The sequence below is a fragment of the Bartonella sp. W8122 genome (assembly GCF_016102485.1).
In the GTDB taxonomy this organism is placed as follows: domain Bacteria; phylum Pseudomonadota; class Alphaproteobacteria; order Rhizobiales; family Rhizobiaceae; genus Bartonella; species Bartonella apihabitans.
Genome location: NZ_JACFOO010000001.1, coordinates 447,228 through 465,641, shown reverse-complemented (window position 1 = coordinate 465,641; position 18,414 = coordinate 447,228). Strand labels below are relative to the sequence as shown.

21 protein-coding genes are annotated in these 18,414 nt (G+C 45.3%); 10 read left to right on the top strand and 11 right to left on the bottom strand.

Going from position 1 to position 18,414, the window contains the following annotated elements; genetic code table 11:
* The first annotated feature begins 4 nt into the window (after positions 1–4).
* The 5 genes from def (at position 5) to H3S83_RS02090 (ending at position 4,729) form a co-directional block, all read left to right on the top strand.
* Positions 5–535, top strand: coding sequence for a peptide deformylase (gene def / locus H3S83_RS02110; RefSeq protein WP_198238780.1), 531 nt, complete (start codon positions 5–7; stop codon positions 533–535).
* Positions 535–1,464: a methionyl-tRNA formyltransferase gene (gene fmt, locus H3S83_RS02105; protein ID WP_198238779.1), complete on the top strand. Its 930-nt coding sequence runs from the start codon at positions 535–537 to the stop codon at positions 1,462–1,464. The genes def and fmt overlap by 1 nt, the downstream gene beginning before the upstream one ends.
* 1 nt (position 1,465) lies before the next feature.
* On the top strand, positions 1,466–2,209 hold the full coding sequence (gene truA, locus H3S83_RS02100; protein ID WP_198225437.1) for a tRNA pseudouridine(38-40) synthase TruA: 744 nt from the start codon (positions 1,466–1,468) through the stop codon (positions 2,207–2,209).
* A gap of 644 nt (positions 2,210–2,853) precedes the next feature.
* Positions 2,854–3,786, top strand: coding sequence for a polyphosphate kinase 2 (gene ppk2 / locus H3S83_RS02095; RefSeq protein WP_343211355.1), 933 nt, complete (start codon positions 2,854–2,856; stop codon positions 3,784–3,786).
* Between the two features lie 88 nt (positions 3,787–3,874).
* Positions 3,875–4,729 (top strand): transporter substrate-binding domain-containing protein, encoded by an 855-nt coding sequence (locus H3S83_RS02090; RefSeq protein WP_198238778.1) that lies wholly within the window; start codon positions 3,875–3,877, stop codon positions 4,727–4,729.
* A gap of 78 nt (positions 4,730–4,807) precedes the next feature.
* Here the strand turns inward: H3S83_RS02090 and H3S83_RS02085 are convergent, their stop codons facing one another.
* The 7 genes from H3S83_RS02085 to H3S83_RS02055 form a co-directional block, all read right to left on the bottom strand.
* Positions 4,808–5,827 (bottom strand): NADP-dependent oxidoreductase, encoded by a 1,020-nt coding sequence (locus H3S83_RS02085; RefSeq protein ID WP_198238777.1) that lies wholly within the window; start codon positions 5,825–5,827, stop codon positions 4,808–4,810.
* Between the two features lie 97 nt (positions 5,828–5,924).
* On the bottom strand, positions 5,925–6,548 hold the full coding sequence (locus H3S83_RS02080) for a trimeric intracellular cation channel family protein (protein ID WP_198238776.1): 624 nt from the start codon (positions 6,546–6,548) through the stop codon (positions 5,925–5,927).
* A gap of 497 nt (positions 6,549–7,045) precedes the next feature.
* Complete coding sequence (locus tag H3S83_RS02075; protein ID WP_198225441.1) at positions 7,046–7,324, bottom strand: HPr family phosphocarrier protein; 279 nt, start codon at positions 7,322–7,324, stop codon at positions 7,046–7,048.
* Between the two features lie 22 nt (positions 7,325–7,346).
* On the bottom strand, positions 7,347–7,754 hold the full coding sequence (locus H3S83_RS02070; RefSeq protein WP_077969909.1) for a PTS sugar transporter subunit IIA: 408 nt from the start codon (positions 7,752–7,754) through the stop codon (positions 7,347–7,349).
* A gap of 130 nt (positions 7,755–7,884) precedes the next feature.
* Positions 7,885–8,376: an HPr kinase/phosphatase C-terminal domain-containing protein gene (locus tag H3S83_RS02065; RefSeq protein ID WP_198238775.1), complete on the bottom strand. Its 492-nt coding sequence runs from the start codon at positions 8,374–8,376 to the stop codon at positions 7,885–7,887.
* Positions 8,377–8,405: 29 nt separating this feature from the next.
* Complete coding sequence (locus H3S83_RS02060) at positions 8,406–10,193, bottom strand: sensor histidine kinase (protein ID WP_198238774.1); 1,788 nt, start codon at positions 10,191–10,193, stop codon at positions 8,406–8,408.
* A gap of 140 nt (positions 10,194–10,333) precedes the next feature.
* Positions 10,334–11,056 carry a response regulator transcription factor gene (locus tag H3S83_RS02055; protein WP_198225445.1) on the bottom strand — a complete coding sequence of 241 codons (723 nt, stop codon included), beginning with the start codon at positions 11,054–11,056 and terminating at the stop codon, positions 10,334–10,336.
* 370 nt (positions 11,057–11,426) lie between these two features.
* Between H3S83_RS02055 and H3S83_RS02050 the strand changes: the two genes are divergently transcribed.
* The 4 genes from H3S83_RS02050 to H3S83_RS02035 all read left to right on the top strand — a co-directional run bounded on the left by H3S83_RS02050 (position 11,427) and on the right by H3S83_RS02035 (position 15,268).
* Entirely contained in the window at positions 11,427–13,022 is a 1,596-nt protein-coding gene (locus tag H3S83_RS02050; RefSeq protein ID WP_077969905.1) for a phosphoenolpyruvate carboxykinase, read from the top strand.
* Positions 13,023–13,100: 78 nt separating this feature from the next.
* Positions 13,101–13,538, top strand: coding sequence for an alternative ribosome rescue aminoacyl-tRNA hydrolase ArfB (gene arfB, locus H3S83_RS02045; protein ID WP_078038856.1), 438 nt, complete (start codon positions 13,101–13,103; stop codon positions 13,536–13,538).
* A gap of 118 nt (positions 13,539–13,656) precedes the next feature.
* Positions 13,657–14,184 (top strand): peptidoglycan-binding protein LysM, encoded by a 528-nt coding sequence (gene lysM / locus H3S83_RS02040; RefSeq protein ID WP_198238773.1) that lies wholly within the window; start codon positions 13,657–13,659, stop codon positions 14,182–14,184.
* Positions 14,185–14,656: 472 nt separating this feature from the next.
* Positions 14,657–15,268 carry an alpha-ketoglutarate-dependent dioxygenase AlkB gene (locus tag H3S83_RS02035; RefSeq protein ID WP_198238772.1) on the top strand — a complete coding sequence of 204 codons (612 nt, stop codon included), beginning with the start codon at positions 14,657–14,659 and terminating at the stop codon, positions 15,266–15,268.
* Positions 15,269–15,465: 197 nt separating this feature from the next.
* On the opposite strand, the gene H3S83_RS02030 is transcribed toward H3S83_RS02035, so the two are convergent.
* The 3 genes from H3S83_RS02030 to H3S83_RS02020 form a co-directional block, all read right to left on the bottom strand.
* Positions 15,466–16,008 (bottom strand): copper chaperone PCu(A)C, encoded by a 543-nt coding sequence (locus H3S83_RS02030; protein WP_198238771.1) that lies wholly within the window; start codon positions 16,006–16,008, stop codon positions 15,466–15,468.
* 119 nt (positions 16,009–16,127) lie between these two features.
* Positions 16,128–16,493, bottom strand: a complete 366-nt coding sequence (locus H3S83_RS02025; protein ID WP_198238770.1) for a hypothetical protein — start codon at positions 16,491–16,493, stop codon at positions 16,128–16,130.
* A 43-nt stretch (positions 16,494–16,536) separates the two neighbouring features.
* Positions 16,537–16,773: an Lrp/AsnC ligand binding domain-containing protein gene (locus H3S83_RS02020; RefSeq protein ID WP_075869935.1), complete on the bottom strand. Its 237-nt coding sequence runs from the start codon at positions 16,771–16,773 to the stop codon at positions 16,537–16,539.
* Positions 16,774–17,220: 447 nt separating this feature from the next.
* Between H3S83_RS02020 and H3S83_RS02015 the strand changes: the two genes are divergently transcribed.
* Positions 17,221–17,808: a hypothetical protein gene (locus H3S83_RS02015; RefSeq protein WP_198238769.1), complete on the top strand. Its 588-nt coding sequence runs from the start codon at positions 17,221–17,223 to the stop codon at positions 17,806–17,808.
* Positions 17,809–17,935: 127 nt separating this feature from the next.
* Here the strand turns inward: H3S83_RS02015 and H3S83_RS02010 are convergent, their stop codons facing one another.
* A complete protein-coding gene (locus tag H3S83_RS02010; RefSeq protein WP_198238768.1) occupies positions 17,936–18,346 on the bottom strand; it encodes a tellurite resistance TerB family protein in 411 nt (136 codons plus the stop codon).
* Between the last annotated feature and the right edge of the window lie 68 nt (positions 18,347–18,414).

Sequence of the window (18,414 nt, the reverse complement as noted above, 5' to 3'; positions counted from 1 at the left end):
CTTTATGTCAATAAAACCATTAGTTATTCTTCCCGATCCTATTCTGCGCAAGGTTTCAAAACCGATCGAGCGCGTTGATCAACCGTTGCAAAAACTGGCCGATGATATGCTGGAGACAATGTATGAAGCCCCCGGCATCGGACTGGCAGCAATCCAGATCGGAGAACCGTTACGCCTGTTGGTGATTGATGTTGCCGGTAAAGACGAGCCCAAAGAACCTCGGGTCTTTATCAATCCACAAATTTTGTGGCGCTCCGACGAACCGAATGTTTATGAGGAAGGGTGCCTTTCCATTCCCGAGTATTACGCAGAAGTCGAGCGGCCGAAACGTGTACGCGTAAGCTATCTTGATCGCGAGGGAAAAGAGAGTGAAATTGAGGCAGACGGATTGCTCGCAACCTGTTTGCAACACGAAATTGACCACCTCAATGGTGTTCTGTTTATAGACCATATATCCAGACTGAAACGTGATATGGTCATTCGCAAATTTAAAAAACTGGCCAAAGAAAAAGCACAAAGCGGAGCACGATTATAATGCCGTTGCGGCTTGCCTTTATGGGAACGCCGGAATTTTCGGTTCCCGTCCTTGAAGCACTTCATCAGGCAGGCCACGAGATTGTGGCTGTCTATAGCCAGCCACCACGACCGGCAGGCCGGCGCGGATTGGAGCTTACCCCCACACCGGTTGCCTCGGCAGCCGAAAAATTGGGAATTCCGGTTTTTACTCCGAAAAGCTTGAAAGACCGGCATGAGCAGGAACGTTTTTCATCATTCAATTTGGATGCGGCAATTGTCGTGGCTTACGGGCTTTTATTGCCAAAAGCTATTCTTGATGCTCCGCGTTTTGGCTGTTTTAATGGTCACGCTTCACTGTTGCCACGTTGGCGTGGTGCGGCTCCCATCCAGCGGGCAATTATGGCCGGTGATAAAACAACCGGTATGATGATTATGAAAATGGATGAAGGCCTTGATACCGGCCCTATCGCACTTTCAAAGTCAATCGACATTGCCCCCGATATGACCGCAGGCGAACTTTATGACGAGTTGGAAAAAATTGCCGCCCCTCTCATGGTGGAAGCCATGGAGAAGCTTGAACAAGGTGATCTGACACTGACCCCCCAGAAATCGGAAGGGGCAACTTATGCAAAAAAAATCACCAAGGATGAAACCCGCATTGACTGGTCGAAACCGGCAAAAGAGCTACAAAAACGTATATGCGGGCTATCGCCTTTTCCGGGAAGCTGGTGCGAGATGGAAATTTCCGGCAAACAGGAACGCGTCAAGTTATTAAAAGCAAAACTTGTTGAAGGTTCTTCCCTTGGTGCTGGTCATGTCGACCCTGAAACTTTGACAATCCATTGTGGCGAAGGTCGTTTGCAAATTACACGGCTACAAAAAGCCGGTGGCAAGGCCATGGATGCTGAAACTTTCTTGCATGGTTTTCATGTAACCAAAGTCTATTAATATGGCGCGTTTCAAATTAACAATTGAATATGACGGGACAAATTATTGCGGTTGGCAAAGACAGGATGGCTTAAGAACCGTTCAAGCTGCCATTGAAGAAGCCGTTTTTGCGTTTTCAGGTGAAAAAGTGACAATTTTCGGTGCAGGTCGTACCGATGCCGGTGTCCATGCGACAGGTCAGGTTGCTCATGTCGACCTTGAAAAAAATATTCGAGCCGACCGTTTACGGGATGCCATTAACGCGCATTTGACCCTTAACAAAGAAAATGTCGCTATCTTGCAATCGGAAGAAGCAGATGCCGATTTCGATGCGCGTTTTTCTGCACGAAAGCGCCACTATCACTTCATTATTTTGAATAGAAGAGCACCGGCGGTCCTCAAAGCAAACCGCGTCTGGTGGGTGCCCAAAAAACTTGATGCCGAAAAAATGGACGAAGCGGCAAAACGACTTTTGGGACTTCATGACTTCACCACTTTCCGCTCCAGCGAATGCCAAGCCAAAAGCCCGGTAAAAACCCTCGACCAGCTTGATGTTGAACGTATCGGCGAAGAAATTCATATTTATGCAAGCGCCCGTTCGTTTCTTCATAACCAGATACGCTCTTTTGCCGGAAGCTTGATGGAAGTTGGCGTCGGTCGCTGGAGTGCAGATGATCTTGAAGATGCATTGAATGCCAAAGATCGCCAGCGTTGCGGTATGGTTGCTCCGCCATCCGGACTTTATCTGACAAAAGTAGATTATTAGGAACGGTCGAAGGCGAAGTTCGAAAGCCCGATTAAAATTTAAAGCAGTGCTCAAAAAAAATCGATTGACGCGGTGTGTTTATCGTCGCCTCTCACATTGCAAGCTTGAGCAAAGCTATAAAATATTCATAAATATGTTCTTGCCTTTTAAGCTACAGTGAAGCGTCCATAAAAACGCATCCGAACAGCCACATTTGACGATACAAATTCCCGACAGATGCGGTTTTGATAAGGGCAAAAACCGCGTCTCCAATCTATTCCAATTAAAAAATCTATCCGACCATCCAAATCCGTTTTTTTGAGCGCGCCGTTTTAAGATTCAAGTATGACAAGTTGAAAAATTCGGAAAACCGGACAACAGACCGGAAAGGTCATTGGCCTCTTCATCCGGTTTGAATTTTTAACTTTTTTCCATGTCATTTGATGATTTGAAAAAACCGTCTTAACTTTTTCAACAAAAGAACCGAAAAGCCATTTTCTTTTTTGAAGATGAAGTTTTATAGTCATTTTATTGGGTAGTATTTTTGTGCCTGGCACATTGCACTCAGAGGGATTTTATTTTGAACATAGCTTTCAACCGGTTTCAATAATTGGCTTTTTGACTGTGTTTATGAAAGCGGTTGTTTTATTGATAAGGGAATTATTGTGGCTCAAAAATCAAAAAAATCAGACCAAACAAAACATGACAAAGATGAAGTCGGTATCAAACTTACGGTTGCGGGGAAAAAACGCGTTTTTGATATTAACGAACCGAAACTTCCCGAGTGGATCCAGAAAAACGCTTTGACATCGGGAAACTATCCTTACGACAAAAAAATGCCGCGTAAGGAATATGAAGAAACATTGCAGGACCTGCAAATCGAGCTTGTCAAACTTCAATCCTGGCTGCTTGAAACCGGTGAAAGAGTTGTCGCTTTGTTCGAAGGGCGTGATGCCGCCGGTAAAGGTGGTACAATTTTTACACTTCGCCAATATATGAACCCTCGTACTGCGCGCAATGTCGCTTTGCCGAAACCTGATGAAACCGAAAGCGGTCAGTGGTACTTCCAGCGCTATGTGCGTCATTTTCCGACCCATGGCGAATTCGTCACATTCGACCGTTCGTGGTATAACCGCGCAGGTGTTGAATCGGTGATGAAATTTGCGAGCCCCGCCCAAGTTGAAACATTTCTTGCCGAAGCACCGACTTTTGAAAAACTGATTGTTTCGGATGGCATAAGATTTTTCAAAATCTGGCTCGATATCGGGCAGGAAATGCAATTGAAACGTTTCCATGAACGCCGCCATAGCCCGCTGAAACACTGGAAATTTTCCAAAATGGATGAAGCCGGAATTACCCTTTGGGATGATTATGGCAAGGCTGCCGACCGCATGATTGAACGCACCCATTCGGCCATGGCTCCTTGGACTATTGTTAAATCCAACGATAAAAGGCGGGCACGACTTGCGGTAATCCGCCGTGTACTTTTGTCTATTCCCTATGCCGACCGTAATATTTCGGCAATCGGTCCGGAAGACGAAAAAATTATTGGCACAGGACCGGAATTTTTGCGTCATGCCAGCGAAAATCTTATCTGAATAAACAAACCGGACAGGCATGAATAGAACACGTGCCTGTTCTTTTTATTGTCGATTTCATACCATTTGTGTTAAGCGGATAAATGTTATGCTTTTTCGTAAAATATCGTTTACCGCGTGGGTTTTCTTTTCGTTCTGCACCTTTTTGCCGGCAACGGGAAAGGCGGACGAAGCATCTGTGCTACCGCATTTTTTCGATGCACAGGAACGATTGAACCACCCCAATCTCGGCACTCTTTCGAGACTTCGATTCCTGACCACTGTCGATTTTCCGCCGTTCAATTTTGTTGATCGAACCGGAAGGCTTTCAGGATATAATATCGATCTCTTACGAGCTATCTGTACGGAACTGAAGCTGCAACAGGTTTGTGAGGTAGAAGCTCTACCGTGGGATGAACTTGTTTCACATATGAACAATCATCAGGGTGAAGCGATTATTGCCGGTATGAATGAAACACCGGAGACCACCAAAAGCCTGATTTTTACGCAGAGTTATCTGAGGTTTCCGGCACGCTTTGTAAGTTCGGGAAATATTGCGCTCACCGAGCCTGTCGAAAAAGACTTGAAAAAATACAAAATAGGCATTGTCCATAAAAGTGCTCATGAAGCCCTTTTTGCCGCCTATTTCCCCGATGTCAAATGGCAACCGTTCGACAATGATGAAAGCTTGCGGGCGGCGTTAAAAGCCAAAACCATTGATCTTGCATTCGGCGATGGAATGGGATTTTCGCAATGGTTGAACGATCCCCGATCGGAAAATTGTTGTCGCTTCGTAGGAGATGCCTATATTGCTCCACAATTCTTACAAAGTGGCCTTAGAATTGCAGTTCAGAAAGATAATCCGCAACTGGTTGACGCACTAAATTACGCATTGAAATCGCTGGAACGCAAAGGAAAACTCACGGAACTTTATCTACGTTATTTTCCGATAGGTTTTTATTGAGAACTCTTCGAAAAGCCTTTGAAAAGTCCTCGAATAATGGTGCTGTTTGCCAGCACCATTATCAAGCTTAGAGCACCACTATAAGCGGATGATGACTTTACCGAAATTTTTACCCTGAAGAAGGCCGATAAAAGCTTCAGGTGCATTTTCCAAACCTTCGGTAATATCTTCACGATATTTAAGGTGCCCCTTTTTCAACCATTCTTGTGCCTGAACAATGAATTCGGGTCTTTGCTGTTCGAATTCCCGTTCGATAAAACCGCGAACAAGCAAACTTTTTATAAGGATCGCTCTCATCAATTGCGGTACGCGATCAACTTCGTGGCCCGTATTCTTGATGCCGTTATATTGGGCAATCAAACCGCAAACAGGTATACGGGCAAAAGGATTTAAAAGGGGAAACACTGCGTCCCATACCTTGCCGCCGACATTTTCATAATAAACGTCAATACCTTCCGGACAGGCCTTGGCGAGGCGTTCGGCAAAATCGGTGTTTCTATGGTCAAGCATGACATCAAATCCCAGCACATCACGACCAAAGGAACATTTTTCCGGCCCGCCAGCAATGCCGACTGCCTTGGCACCTGCGATTTTTGCGAGTTGCCCAACCATGGACCCGACAGTTCCGGTTGCTGCTGCAACAACCACTGTCTCGCCCTTTTTCGGTTTACCAATATTGCGCATTCCGGCATAGGCAGTGAAACCCGGCATACCAAGAATACCCAAAGCAGTTGATAATGGCGCGTCAAAATTGTCGAGTTTTTTCAGCTTTTCACCTTTTTCAATGCTGTAACTTTGCCAGCCACTTGCCGATAAAACCTTATCGCCTTTCTTGAAATCTTTGTGGTTCGAGCTGACGACTTCCCCCACAGTGCCACCGATCATAACATCACCGATCGCAACCGGCTCATCATAGGAAGGCTCATCCGACATACGCTGACGCATATAGGGATCCAATGAAAGATAAAGAATCTTTATCAACACTTCGCCACTCTTCGGCTCCGGAAGCTTCACTGTTTCGAATGCAAAATTTTCTTTGACAGGCACTCCATGTGGGCGGGACGCGAGTACAACTTGTGTTGAACGGATTTCTTCCATTACTGTTTTTCCTTTCATATTTTCTAATCAAAAGATGAACTGAAGAAAGCCGGCTGTCAACAAACGTCAAGTAGCGATATCCTCAAGCGTTACCGCACTATTTCGGACGATTTGGCGTTTTCAGTGTAATGGGAGGAAGATTGATCTGATAATGGATAGAGATAATGCGGATAAAGGTGCAAACCGCAATTGCCGTCCAGATTGCAATAACCGGAGAGATAAGCCGCGCCGAGCCCAAAAGAACGATGGCGGAACCGACAATAGAGGCGCTTGCATAAATTTCTTTACTGAAGATGATCGGCGTGCGACCGGTCAGAATGTCGCGTACGCATCCACCACCAACAGCGCTTGCACAGCCGAGAATGATTGCTATCTGGATGTTATCTGTTACCTGATAAGCTTTATCCGAACCGAAAGCAGCAAAAAAACCAAGCCCCAAAGCATCAAGCCAAAGAGTTGGTTTTTCCATCCTGATAATCAATCCCTGACAAAAAATGCCGAGCAAGACTGCACCTATTATTGCAATAAAATATTCGATATTGGTGAGGCCTACCGGTGGCGTTGCTCCCAAACAAAGGTCACGCATGATACCGCCACCGCAGGCAGTGGCCATTGCGACTACAAATACGCCAAAAAAATCAAAACCGCGCCTTATACCGGCACTGGTACCGCTTAATGCAAACACAAAAGTCCCGATAACGTCAATCGAATGAAGAAGCATATGTCTACCTTCTCAAATTCCGCAACTATTGGCAGGTTTTTTAAACCTTGTCATTTTAGTGCAAGCACTCCGAAAGTGGCAATTAAACACCGGCGAGCACTCGTAAGCCTTGTGGTCATTTAATCTTTTTAAAGTCAAATTGAATGATCGGGCTCTAAAAATTATCTCTGTTGGCTCCGAGCAGGATTATATTTATTGACGTTCTTCAAACTTCACAACCGGACTTTCTTAACCCGCCTTACAAAACGGTGTAACTTGTTGATGAAAGACACGTTTTCAAACAGAACAAGATTGCCAATAAGGTCATACAAAAAACCGGAATATTTTTAAAAAATAAACGTGTTCGCCGGTCAACACAATTTCCGGTGCGGATAACGGGAGAGATGAAACGGAGCCCTGATAAAAGCTGTTTTTAATGCGTTATACGGCGTCAAAACGTCGAGAACTGTAATGAATTGTCAGGACACAAGTGATCCATAACAAAATTTAGCAGGATTTCAGCTTTCTTCGCCAAACTTGTCGTTTACAAGTTTTTCCAAGGCATCAAGCACTTCTGCTGCCTGTTGCCCATGTGTTGTCACGTCTATGGTGCTCCCTTGCGAGGCTGCCAACATCATCAGCCCCATAATCGAATTGCCACCAACGGTCTGACCATCTTTTTCCACTTCGACAACAGCGTCAAAACCGTCGACAGTTTGTACAAACTTTGCCGATGCACGAGCATGGAGACCACGTTTGTTAGAAATAACCAATTGTCGTTTAAAGGAGCTGTCCATTTTCCCGCACAGAACCCATTATCTATTCATCTGACAACAACATACTGGGAACATTGATATATTTGCGTCCGGCATCCTGTGCAGCTTTCAAAGCGTCAACCAATTCGATATCATTCGATTGTCGCACCGAGGTGAGTTTGATAAGCATTGGCAAATTGACACCGGCGATCACCTCGATCTTGCCTTCCTGCATGATTGAAATGGCGAGATTGGACGGTGTGCCCCCGAACATATCGGTAAGGATAATGACGCCCTGTCCATCATCGACCGAACCGACGGCTGCAACAATATCCTTACGACGTTGATCCATATCATCTTCAGGGCCAATACACACAGTGGCAAATTTCTCCTGAGGACCTACAACATGCTCTACCGCATGCAAAAACTCTTCAGCCAATCTGCCGTGCGTTACAAGCACGAGTCCGATCATTCACAATGCTCCTGTCACCAGCGTCCCACCGGTCTTGTTCCTTGGCACTCAACAGTGGGTTTTATATTCTGGCAGGGGTTTTCTTCTGTGCCAAGAAAAATTTTCGCACTATATAAAAAAATATTGTTTTTCAACATGATTTGACAGGCGAATCCGGTCTTTGCCAAGGTTTTTTGAAAGCAAATGCTTCGATAGCCTGACAAATTGTCAAGCTGTCAGCAGTATTCAAATCAGGAAGAACATAAAGTGGTAGTTCAATGCCACAATAAGTTATTTTATCATCCTCGGGATAACGTTTCGCCTCTTTCGATAAGCTCACAACAAAGTTGATTACCACTTCAGGCTCGAACGCCATGCGATATAAGCCCGCCCCTCTGATCTCAATACCACCGCGGAGTGTTTCTGGTGCCCGCCCATAGAGTTTTTTCTGCTTTAGAAATAATTCCGTATAGTCATCACTGACGAGGCAAGCATAATTTCCGGCCGATGATGCACGCTCAACAAGTGCCAGAGTAAGCGCCGATTTACCGGAAGCCGACGCACCTTTAAGCAAAACGCCTTTATTACCGAGGATTAAACAGTTTGCGTGAAGTGTGAGGGAGTGTTCGACGCTTTCAGACACAGATTCTTCCTTGTTTTAAAAGCAAATTGCTATTTTTCGAGCGGTAAAACAATGATGAAACGGGCACCTAGCTTTTTATCCGGTTCCTTGTCGGAATAGATATTCTCTGCTGTCAAAGTACCATTATGGGCTTCGATAATCTGGCGGCTGATCGAAAGCCCGAGGCCCGAATTTTTCCCGAAGGATTCAGCACCTGGCCGATCAGTATAAAAACGTTCGAAAATCCGGTCTATCTTTTCGGCACGGATTCCGGGTCCGTTATCTTCGACCGTCAATACGAGTTTAGAACCTTCCGCATGCATGGCAAGTTTTATCTTCCCGTTTTCATGCGGAATAAACGAGCGGGCATTTTCGATCAAATTGGAAACGACTTGGCCAAGCCGCAGATCATGACCGGCAACAATATATTTTTTACCGCCACTGCGCGGCTTTATATCGAGTTCGATTGTTGCCGAAACCTTGTTGCGACGAACCTCTCGCGAGGCTCTCACAATATTTTCAAGCATAGCAACCATGTCCACCTTGTCGGATGTCTCGCGCGCAAGTTCCGCGTCAAGGCGTGATGCGTCCGAAATATCGGTAATGAGACGATCAAGGCGGCGCACATCCTGCTGGATAATATCAAAAAGCCGTTCGCGCGCTTCATGCGTTTTGGCAAGCGGCAAGGTTTCCACCGCACTTCTGAGCGACGTTAGCGGATTTTTCAATTCATGGCTGACGTCGGCTGCAAATTGTTCAATCGCCTCGATACGTGTATAGAGCGCATCGGTCATATCGCGGATTGATGTTGACAAATGCCCGACTTCATCTTGCCTGTCCGAAAAATCCGGAATTTCAACGCGCTTGTTGGTGCCATGACGGACACGATCGGCCGCAGCCGACAATTTGCGCAAGGGATTGGCGATCGTATAGGCAAGAAACAGCGAGAGAACGAGAAGCACAGCCGCAACCACCGCAAAAACTTTAAAAATTGCGAGCCGCTCCGCCGTGACAATATTGTCGATATCGGATCCGGCTGTCGACAATAATAAAACGCCAACCACAGAATGATAACGCTGCACCGGAACAGCGACAGAAACAACCAACTCGCCTTGTGAATTCCGCCTTTGGGCTGTTGCCAGAATTCCGTTCATAGCTTTGACAACTTCCGGATAGACAGCACCGTTTCCACCAAGCTGGTCTTTGTCAACAGCTATATCATTGCCGTAAATCGTGTTGGTGAGCCAGTTTCTGAACCGTTCGATAAGACCGGGCTTATCTTCAGCAATAGGAGGAAGGTTATAACTTAAAACCTGACCACTTGAATAGAGCACCATTGAATCAAGAAGCAGGTTGGCATCCCGATCGTAAATACGGGCACGTGTTGTCTCCGGCGAAATGACATTGCGCAATAGTGGCGCAACACGTTCCGGATTAATCGGAAAATCCCAATTATCTGTCGATTCCGCTTTCGGAGTGATACTCTGTCCGGCTTGCAACTCCATGAGTTTTTCCGGATCAATCAGAATTGAATTGGTGTCAACCGTTGCCGAAGCGGCAATGGCACCGGCAATAATCTTGCCTTGCGTGCGCAATGATTCGATCTTGGCATCGATCAAACCGTCCCGAAACTGGTTGAGATACATAATGCCGGCAACGAGCACACAAAGAGCTGCAAGGTTGAGAATAACTATACGGCGTGTCAGACTTGAAAAGAGAAGTTGTTCGAAAAGATAGTGGCCACGCCTGCGCAAGCGCCCGAAACGGGTTGTCTTGCGGGAATGTTGCCCCTTTTTCGTCTTTTCCTCTGTGCCCGCTGTTGCTTCCTCGGAAACCATCCGGTCGCCCGCACCTTTCAGAACAAAACCATATGCCAGAACATATGGTTTTGCCGACTGTTAAAAAACTGACCTATCCCGCTATTCACCAAATAACCGGCTTTGATGAGCGGGATAATCGTTACACTTTATTACCTGCTTTATACCTCGCGAAACCGGTAGCCAACTCCGTAAAGAGTTTCAATCATTTCAAAATCGTTATCAACCTGTTTGAACTTTTTACGCAGCCTTTTGATATGGCTGTCAATGGTGCGATCATCAACATAGACCTGATCGTCATAGGCAGCATCCATCAGCGAATCACGACTTTTGACAACGCCGGGGCGCTGGGCAAGCGCTTGTAAAATAAGAAACTCGGTCACTGTCAGAATAACCGGTTCGCCTTTCCATGTACACGTATGACGCTCTTGATCCATAACAAGGTCGCCGCGTTCAATAGAGGTTGCGGCCTGCGCATTGGCTTTAGCAGGTTCACCGCGCGCTGCCGCACGCCTTAGAACCGCCTTGACACGCTCGACAAGAAGGCGTTGTGAAAACGGCTTGGTAATGAAATCGTCAGCACCCATTTTCAAACCGAAAAGCTCGTCGATCTCGTCATCCTTCGAGGTAAGAAAGATCACCGGCAAATCCGATTTCTGTCGTAAGCGCCGCAACAATTCCATACCGTCCATACGGGGCATCTTGATATCGAAGATAGCAAGATTGGGCGGACGCGCCATCAAGCCTTCAAGGGCCGAAGCGCCATCTGTATAGGTCTCGACACGGTAGCCTTCCGATTCCAGGGCTATCGACACTGATGTCAGAATGTTGCGATCGTCATCGACAAGTGCAATTGTCTGTGTCGTGGTTGCAATATCTTTCATAGTTTTCCGACTCTTTCTTGCGGTTTTTATTTTTAGAACGTTTCTTTGAGAAGCTTCGAAACATCCACATTCGTTATTAAACATACATTTTCTTTATATGGGTGTTGAAAACGCTTTTGCAAAACAAATGTGGTACAAATTGTGGCAAAGCTCACGAAAGTCTTTGATTTACCGAGGAAAAACACCCTTTCCGTTTTTAATTTTGTAAACGCCAAACAGCGCTTGAAGTTTCATTAACCCAGTTTTTAAAAAAATTAAATTTTTTTAAATCGATTAAATATTTGATATTTAATGCGTTTTCTGATTTTTGGAGGGCACACTCACAATCGTGTGGGGCATTTTTGCTTCGAAAGGCAATAGCGGAGGTACTATGAAAGAGACTGGTATATTCAATCCAAAGGCTTCACTCAAAAGCTTCGGTTTTAAAGATCTGGGCAATGTTTATTATAATTTTAAACCGCCTTTTCTTTATGAAGAAGCAATTCGTCGCAATGAAGCGAAATTGACAGCCGAAGGAGCGCTTGTTGCCTATACAGGCCAATTTACGGGCCGATCAGCAAAAGACAAGTTCATCGTTCGCACAAAAGAGACCGAACCCAATATCTGGTGGGACAACAACAAGCCGATGAGTCAGGAACATTTCGACCAGTTGTTTGCCGATTTTGTCGAACATGCAAAAGGGCGCGATCTATTTGTCGAAGATCTTATTGGTGGTGCGGATCATGAAAACTCCATCAGGGCGCGCGTTGCCTCAGAATATGCATGGCATGCCGTTTTCATCCGCAACCTCCTCATCCGTCCGGATGACAAAGCTCTGGAATCCTATGTTCCGCAGATGACAATTATCAATCTGCCGTCTTTCCGTGCCGATCCGAAGCGCCATGGAACACGCTCCGAGACAGTGATTGCTTGCGATCTTACCCGTCTTATCGTTCTGATTGGCGGTACATCCTATGCCGGTGAAATGAAAAAATCGGTCTTCACCGCATTGAACTATATTCTGCCTGAAAAAGGCGTTATGCCGATGCATTCTTCAGCCAATGAAGGTCCAAAAGGTGATACCGCTGTTTTCTTCGGACTTTCGGGAACCGGCAAGACAACGCTTTCGGCCGATGCAAGCCGCACATTGATCGGCGATGACGAACATGGCTGGGGCAATGATGGCGTCTTCAACTTTGAAGGCGGTTGTTATGCCAAGGTCATCCGGCTCTCTGCCGAAGCGGAACCGGTTATCTATTCCACGACCCAGCGTTTCGGTACCATTCTTGAAAACGTCGTCCTCGACAAAGACCGTGAACCCGATTTCAATGACGGTTCTCTGACTGAAAATACCCGTGCCGCCTATCCGATCTATTTCGTTGATAACGCAAGTAAAACCGGTAAGGGTGGACAGCCTAAAAACATCATCATGCTGACGGCCGATGCTTTTGGCGTTATTCCGCCGATTGCCAAATTGACACCGGCACAAGCCATGTACCACTTCCTGTCCGGCTATACAGCCAAGGTTGCTGGTACCGAAAAAGGTGTAACCGAACCGGAGGCAACGTTCTCGACATGCTTTGGCGCACCATTCATGCCGCGTCATCCTTCTGTCTATGGCAATCTTTTACGCAAGAAAATTGCCGAACACCATGTTGATTGCTGGCTCATCAATACCGGTTGGACTGGTGGTCCTTACGGAGTTGGCAGCCGTATGCCGATCAAGGCAACCCGCGCATTGCTGAACGCTGCATTGGACGGTTCGCTCAAAAATGTCGAATTCCGCAAAGACGAGAATTTCGGCTTTATGGTACCGAAGGCCGTTGCCGGAGTGGATTCGAAAATTCTTGACCCGCGTTCGACCTGGAAAGACAAAGCTGCCTATGACGAACAGGTCAAGAAACTTGCTGGCATGTTCATCAAAAACTTCGAGAAATTCATTCCGCATGTTGACGATGAAGTGAAAAACGCAGCCCCTAAGGCCTGAGTTCAAAAATAATCAAATGAAAGCCCGGTCCTTGTAACCGGGCTTTTTTATTGGCGCATCCACGTTATAATTGCAAAAATGGATAGCGAAAAAGGCGAACTTTTTATCAACGCAAAAATCCGCATACGCGAAAGCGATATAGCGGAAAATTTTATTCGTGCTTCGGGACCTGGCGGGCAGAACGTTAACAAGGTTGCTACGGCTGTACAATTGCGCTATTTCGCTTATCGGGCAGGCCTTCCCCACGATATATTCACCCGCCTCATAAAATTGGCCGGTCAAAAAGCAACGAAAGATGGAGAAATCCTCATCGAAGCATCGCGTTTCCGCTTACAGGAAAAAAACCGGCAAGATGCGCGTGCAAGACTTGTTTCACTCGTCAAAAAAGCGGCTGAACCACCGCCACCAAAGCGACGGAAAACAAAACCGACCAAAGGCTCGATTGAACGAAGATTGAAAGCCAAAAACATTCGTTCAGAGGTGAAAAAGGCTCGTTCAAAAGTAACTCCTGATTGAAATTTAAATTCCTGCTCTATGTCTTTCATTGAAAGACGGAACACGGGTTTCCGCTCTAACAATGTGCCGCTCCCTCTTCAAAAGGGCAAGACGCGCATTTTCTTGAAAGGAGAATGCAATGGGACTTTTTAATTTCGTAAAATCGGTTGGTGAAAAACTTGGGCTCGGGGAACAAGCCCCTGACGCACAGAGCATTAAAACAGCTTTGGATGGACTTAATCTTGGAACAGAAAATGTTAAAGTCGCCGTCGAAAACGGCAAAGCAATTCTGACCGGCGCTGTCAAAGATCAGGCAACACTGGAAAAAGCTATTCTTGCGGTTGGCAACCTTCACAGCATTGAATCGGTCAATACCGATAATCTCAAAGTAGAGAATGGCCAAAAATCGGCAAGCAACCAAACGGCACAAGCGAGCACTTCGAATACCTCTTCGGCCTCTCAACCGTCAGGTTCACAACCGGCAGAACCACATTTTTACGAAGTGAAAAAGGGTGACACTTTGTGGAAGATTGCTGAAGAAGTTTATGGAAAAGGTCATGGCGATAAAAACAAGATTATTTTCGAGGCAAACAAGCCTATGTTGAAATCACCTGAAAAAATCTTCCCCGGTCAAAAGCTTCGCATTCCCGACCTTAATCAGGCCTGATTATTTTATTACACCACACACCACACCCCACGCATCCCGAAAAGTGTGAAACGGTTTTCGGGATTAGATGCGTGGGAACTCAAAAACCTATCCCGAAAAGTGTGAAACGGTTTTCGGCCAAGATGCGTGGGCACTCAAAAACCTATCCCGAAAAGTGTGAAACGGTTTTCGGGATTAGATGCGTGGGTACTCTAAAACCTATCCCGAAAAGTGTGAAACGGTTTTCGGGATTAGATGCGTGGGTATTTTTCTCCTCCCCGACAACTGCGTAAATCTTGTCGGTGAGGATAGCGGAAGGCTGCAGCGGAAGACCTGAAGCAATTTTCGAAAATGCTATTGGGAAATGAAACACCTCTCAAAAATTGACCAATGCAGGCTTTTAAAAACAGGAACCAATTCGTCTTGAAGATCGGGCAAGGCGAATGTTGCTCGGCATCTTGAAGAGCGGTCACAGTCTGTTTATTTTCAAAGAATGGATTTTTATGGCTTTGATTATTTCCCGAACTATTTCGATCGCACCGGTCAGGAAAAACTGGTTGACGAGGTGAGAGAAATCGTCCGGCAAGCGCCATTATTTGTTCCCAGAATGCCAAAATCCGGAAAGCCGATGAGTGTCCGGCAAACCAATTGCGGAAAACTGGGCTGGGTCACCGATAAAGATCGCGGCTATCGCTATCAGGAAACGCATCCTCAAACGCAAAAACCTTGGCCGGAAATTCCCCGACAACTCCAGGAATTATGGCAAAAATTATCCGGATTTGGCGCTCCGCCGGAAGCCTGCCTCATCAACTTTTATTCGCCGGATGCACGCATGGGAATGCATCAGGACAAGGATGAAGGAGAACTTGCTGCACCTGTTATCTCGATTTCTTTGGGCGACACGTGTCTCTTTCGTGTCGGAACGCCAGTCAAAGGCGGGAAAACCCATTCCTTACGGCTGAATAGCGGCGATGTTATTCTATTTGGCGGTGATATGCGTCTTGCATTTCATGGGGTTGACCGGATTTATCCTGAAACTTCTACACTTTTGAAAGTCCCCGGCCGTATCAACCTGACTTTGCGACGTATTACGCCTGTCGGGTAAAATAGAAATATTGCTGGCAAGGCATGCTTCCTGAAAGAAGCCCCTTGCCTATCATGGAATAGCGTTTCACGTGAAAACTTTTCTCTTGGTAATGTTTTTAAAAACTTGAATAAAAATCTTGATCAACAAAAATGCGTGACAGATTTTCGCCACGCATTTTATTTTTTCGTGAAAACTTTAATTCGAAAAGTAGTCTTTTAATGATGTTGATGTTCTTCATGATTGGCAGGCATTGAATCGGGTGCTTGTGCACCAATGCCCGAAACAGTAAAGACCACATCGACAGTGCCGGCTTTTTCAAAAACCATTTTTGCCTTGAACTCGTCACCCTTGTTCAAGGTTTTGTCGAGATCCATAAACATGACGTGGAAACTGCCCGGTTTGAATTCAACTGTTCCACCGGCCGGAATGACCACGCCATCCGCCTGATGACGCATTTTCATGACACCGTCAGCCATTTCCATTGAATGGATTTGTGCTTTATCGGATAATTCCGATGAGAGAGACACCAGCCTGTCAGCATCTTTACCATGGTTGACAATGGTAAAGAAACCACCGGCAACTTTTGCCCCGTTTGGCGTAGCACGTGCCCAAACATTGGTAATTTCAATATCACCAATTTTATAATCGTTGGCAAAAGCACTACCGAGCGACAAGGATAGAAACAAACAGGCAAAAGCTGCCAGAACAGCAAAGCTTGTCCTGATCAAAATCGAGCATTTTTGAAAAGCGTAAGACATATATAACTCCTGATATTTAAAATATGAATTCGTGTTGAAGATGTTTATGACCATTTGCCAAAGATCTTTTCTCAGTCTGATGAACGGAATTGAAAATTGGCAAATGATAGTAAATCGGCTCAGGAAATTATATGGGGCGGCGAGCGTGCATCATAAACAAATGATGGCCGCTCGCAGGGAAGCAACAAAACCCGAATGACAGCCATTGCCTCGCTTGAACACTTGGATATTTCAAGAACGACATTAACCGGTCCGGATATTTGAAGAGCGGCAGAAAGGATACACCCGCCGATGCAACAAGCAGGGACAGGGAAATGATCTTGGGATGAACGACCTTTTCCGGCTGCGGACGCGCAAATAATGCCGCCGTAAGCATCGCGAACAGCATATTCACCAAGCACACCGGCTTTTGCCATGACAACTGATTGAATTGTCATGACAGCAACGAGCACAAATATAAAAAATTGATGCTTTACCGACTGCATCAGCTGACCCGGTGTTTTCTCGCCATTTTCATGGTTAAGAGGTCTAGAATGCAGTAAAAGTGAGCGTTGTCAAAGACCGTGTGATACCGGGTATATCAAGAATATTGTCATTGATGAATTTACCGATATCCTTGCCTTCTTCGATGTAGATTTTTGCCAGAAGCTCGAATTCACCACTTGTGGAATAGAGTTCCGAAACGATCTCGCGCTCATAAAGTATGTCGGCAACATCGTAAGCTGTACCCGGCGCACACTGCAACTGGATAAATATTGGCTTCATGTTCATTCTCCTTTAGCCAAACAAACACATGAAATCGAGAAGAAATCAACACAGTTTCTTCATTCAGGGGATGAAAACATGTTCATCAAGCGTCTCCTGCTCTAAAATTCGTTTGTGTTGGCTTCAATTTGCGAAAGGATAATTTGTTAAACGATTTCGTCCGGCTTTTATTGGGTTAGATGGAAGAGAAAATAAATATTTTTACCTTTAAAAATTAACACAAATTCCAATATTCAATTTAACGTTTAAATTTTAAATTGAATATTGAACTCAAGAACAATGAATTGAAAAATTACAACGAGACATATTTTATATAAATATTATTATGTTAACCGATTTTGAATTCCCTATTCATTTCTTATATTGAACATTAATCTTTAAAATTAATTGCACCTATTCCCACAATCGTTTATTCTTCGGCTTTCCAATGCCGGATAGGGAATTGCCATGATACCACCCATTCCTGTGCAACTTTATGTCACGGTAGCAGCCGCCACAGAGCTGACCAACCGTCGTGCAAAAAATCTTGATGGTGATTCAAGTTCCGACACTCTTGCAGAAACATTCAATGCTGTAACACCGAGTACCTCTTCACAGGCCGAAAATGGCGCACGTCAAGTTGCCAATCGCTTCAAACCTCTGGATAACCAGAAAAGTGCCGAAGAGATTGAGGATGAAGAAGAAAAGCTTCTCTATGTGCTTTCGGAAAAATTCGGCCTTGAAAAACCGCATGGTTTGCCAATTCAGGAAGCCGCAGCCTATTTGAAAGAAATTTTATATTCTCCGCGAAATAGTTATGATCTTCGGACTGTTGAAAAAGACCTCGGATTTGACATTATCGGTATTTCATTGAAAGATTTTCTTGATGCTATGATTGATAGCGACAGCGATGCGGCTGCACGTGTAAGCACTGCTCTTAAAGCTTTTCTCAACTCGCAAGAAAAAGAGTTCAAGCAAATGCGTTTGAGCGATGACCTTACTGGCAATCCGGAAGATGATCAGGATCCGGGGATATATTCGCCATTCGTGAAATAATGTTTAGTGATTGAGTGAAATAAACAAATTGAAAAGCCCATTTCGCGATTCCAAATTAAAATTAGGTCAGTCTTGGCCGGAATGAATTTTAGGGGATCAGTTCTCTTTTTTCTTCGACTATGTATCTTCAAGCTTTTCTGAAACGGATTCTCGCTGAACGCTCAATTGCCGCGACAGTCAAATCCTCAAGCTCGAATTGCTCGCGTAAAATTTGCAAAAACACCAATTCTTCCTGCCTGACATCAAGATCGCCTGCGGCAACTTCAACGGCGAGAGCATAAGCAGTATCCCGAAGCTTTGGAGAAAGTGCCTTGCCGGTCACTTCAAGTATTTGTTCAATTCCATCTTCAAGAGCAAGATAAGAACAACATTTTGCAGCCAATTGATCAAGACGCTTCCGGTCGAACCCTTTAAAAACCGGAAAACGCGCAACAATTTCGCTCATCAATTCCAGTTCATCGTCGCTCACCGCCGCATCAGCGGCAGAGGTTGTGACCATGATATATATTAACGCTTCTTGTGCTGTCAGTTTTTCCATAAGTTCCTCCCTGAAAGTCATCCTTTGCCGTTTTTTCGGTTTTTTCTTACAATGTTTTTCTTACAATG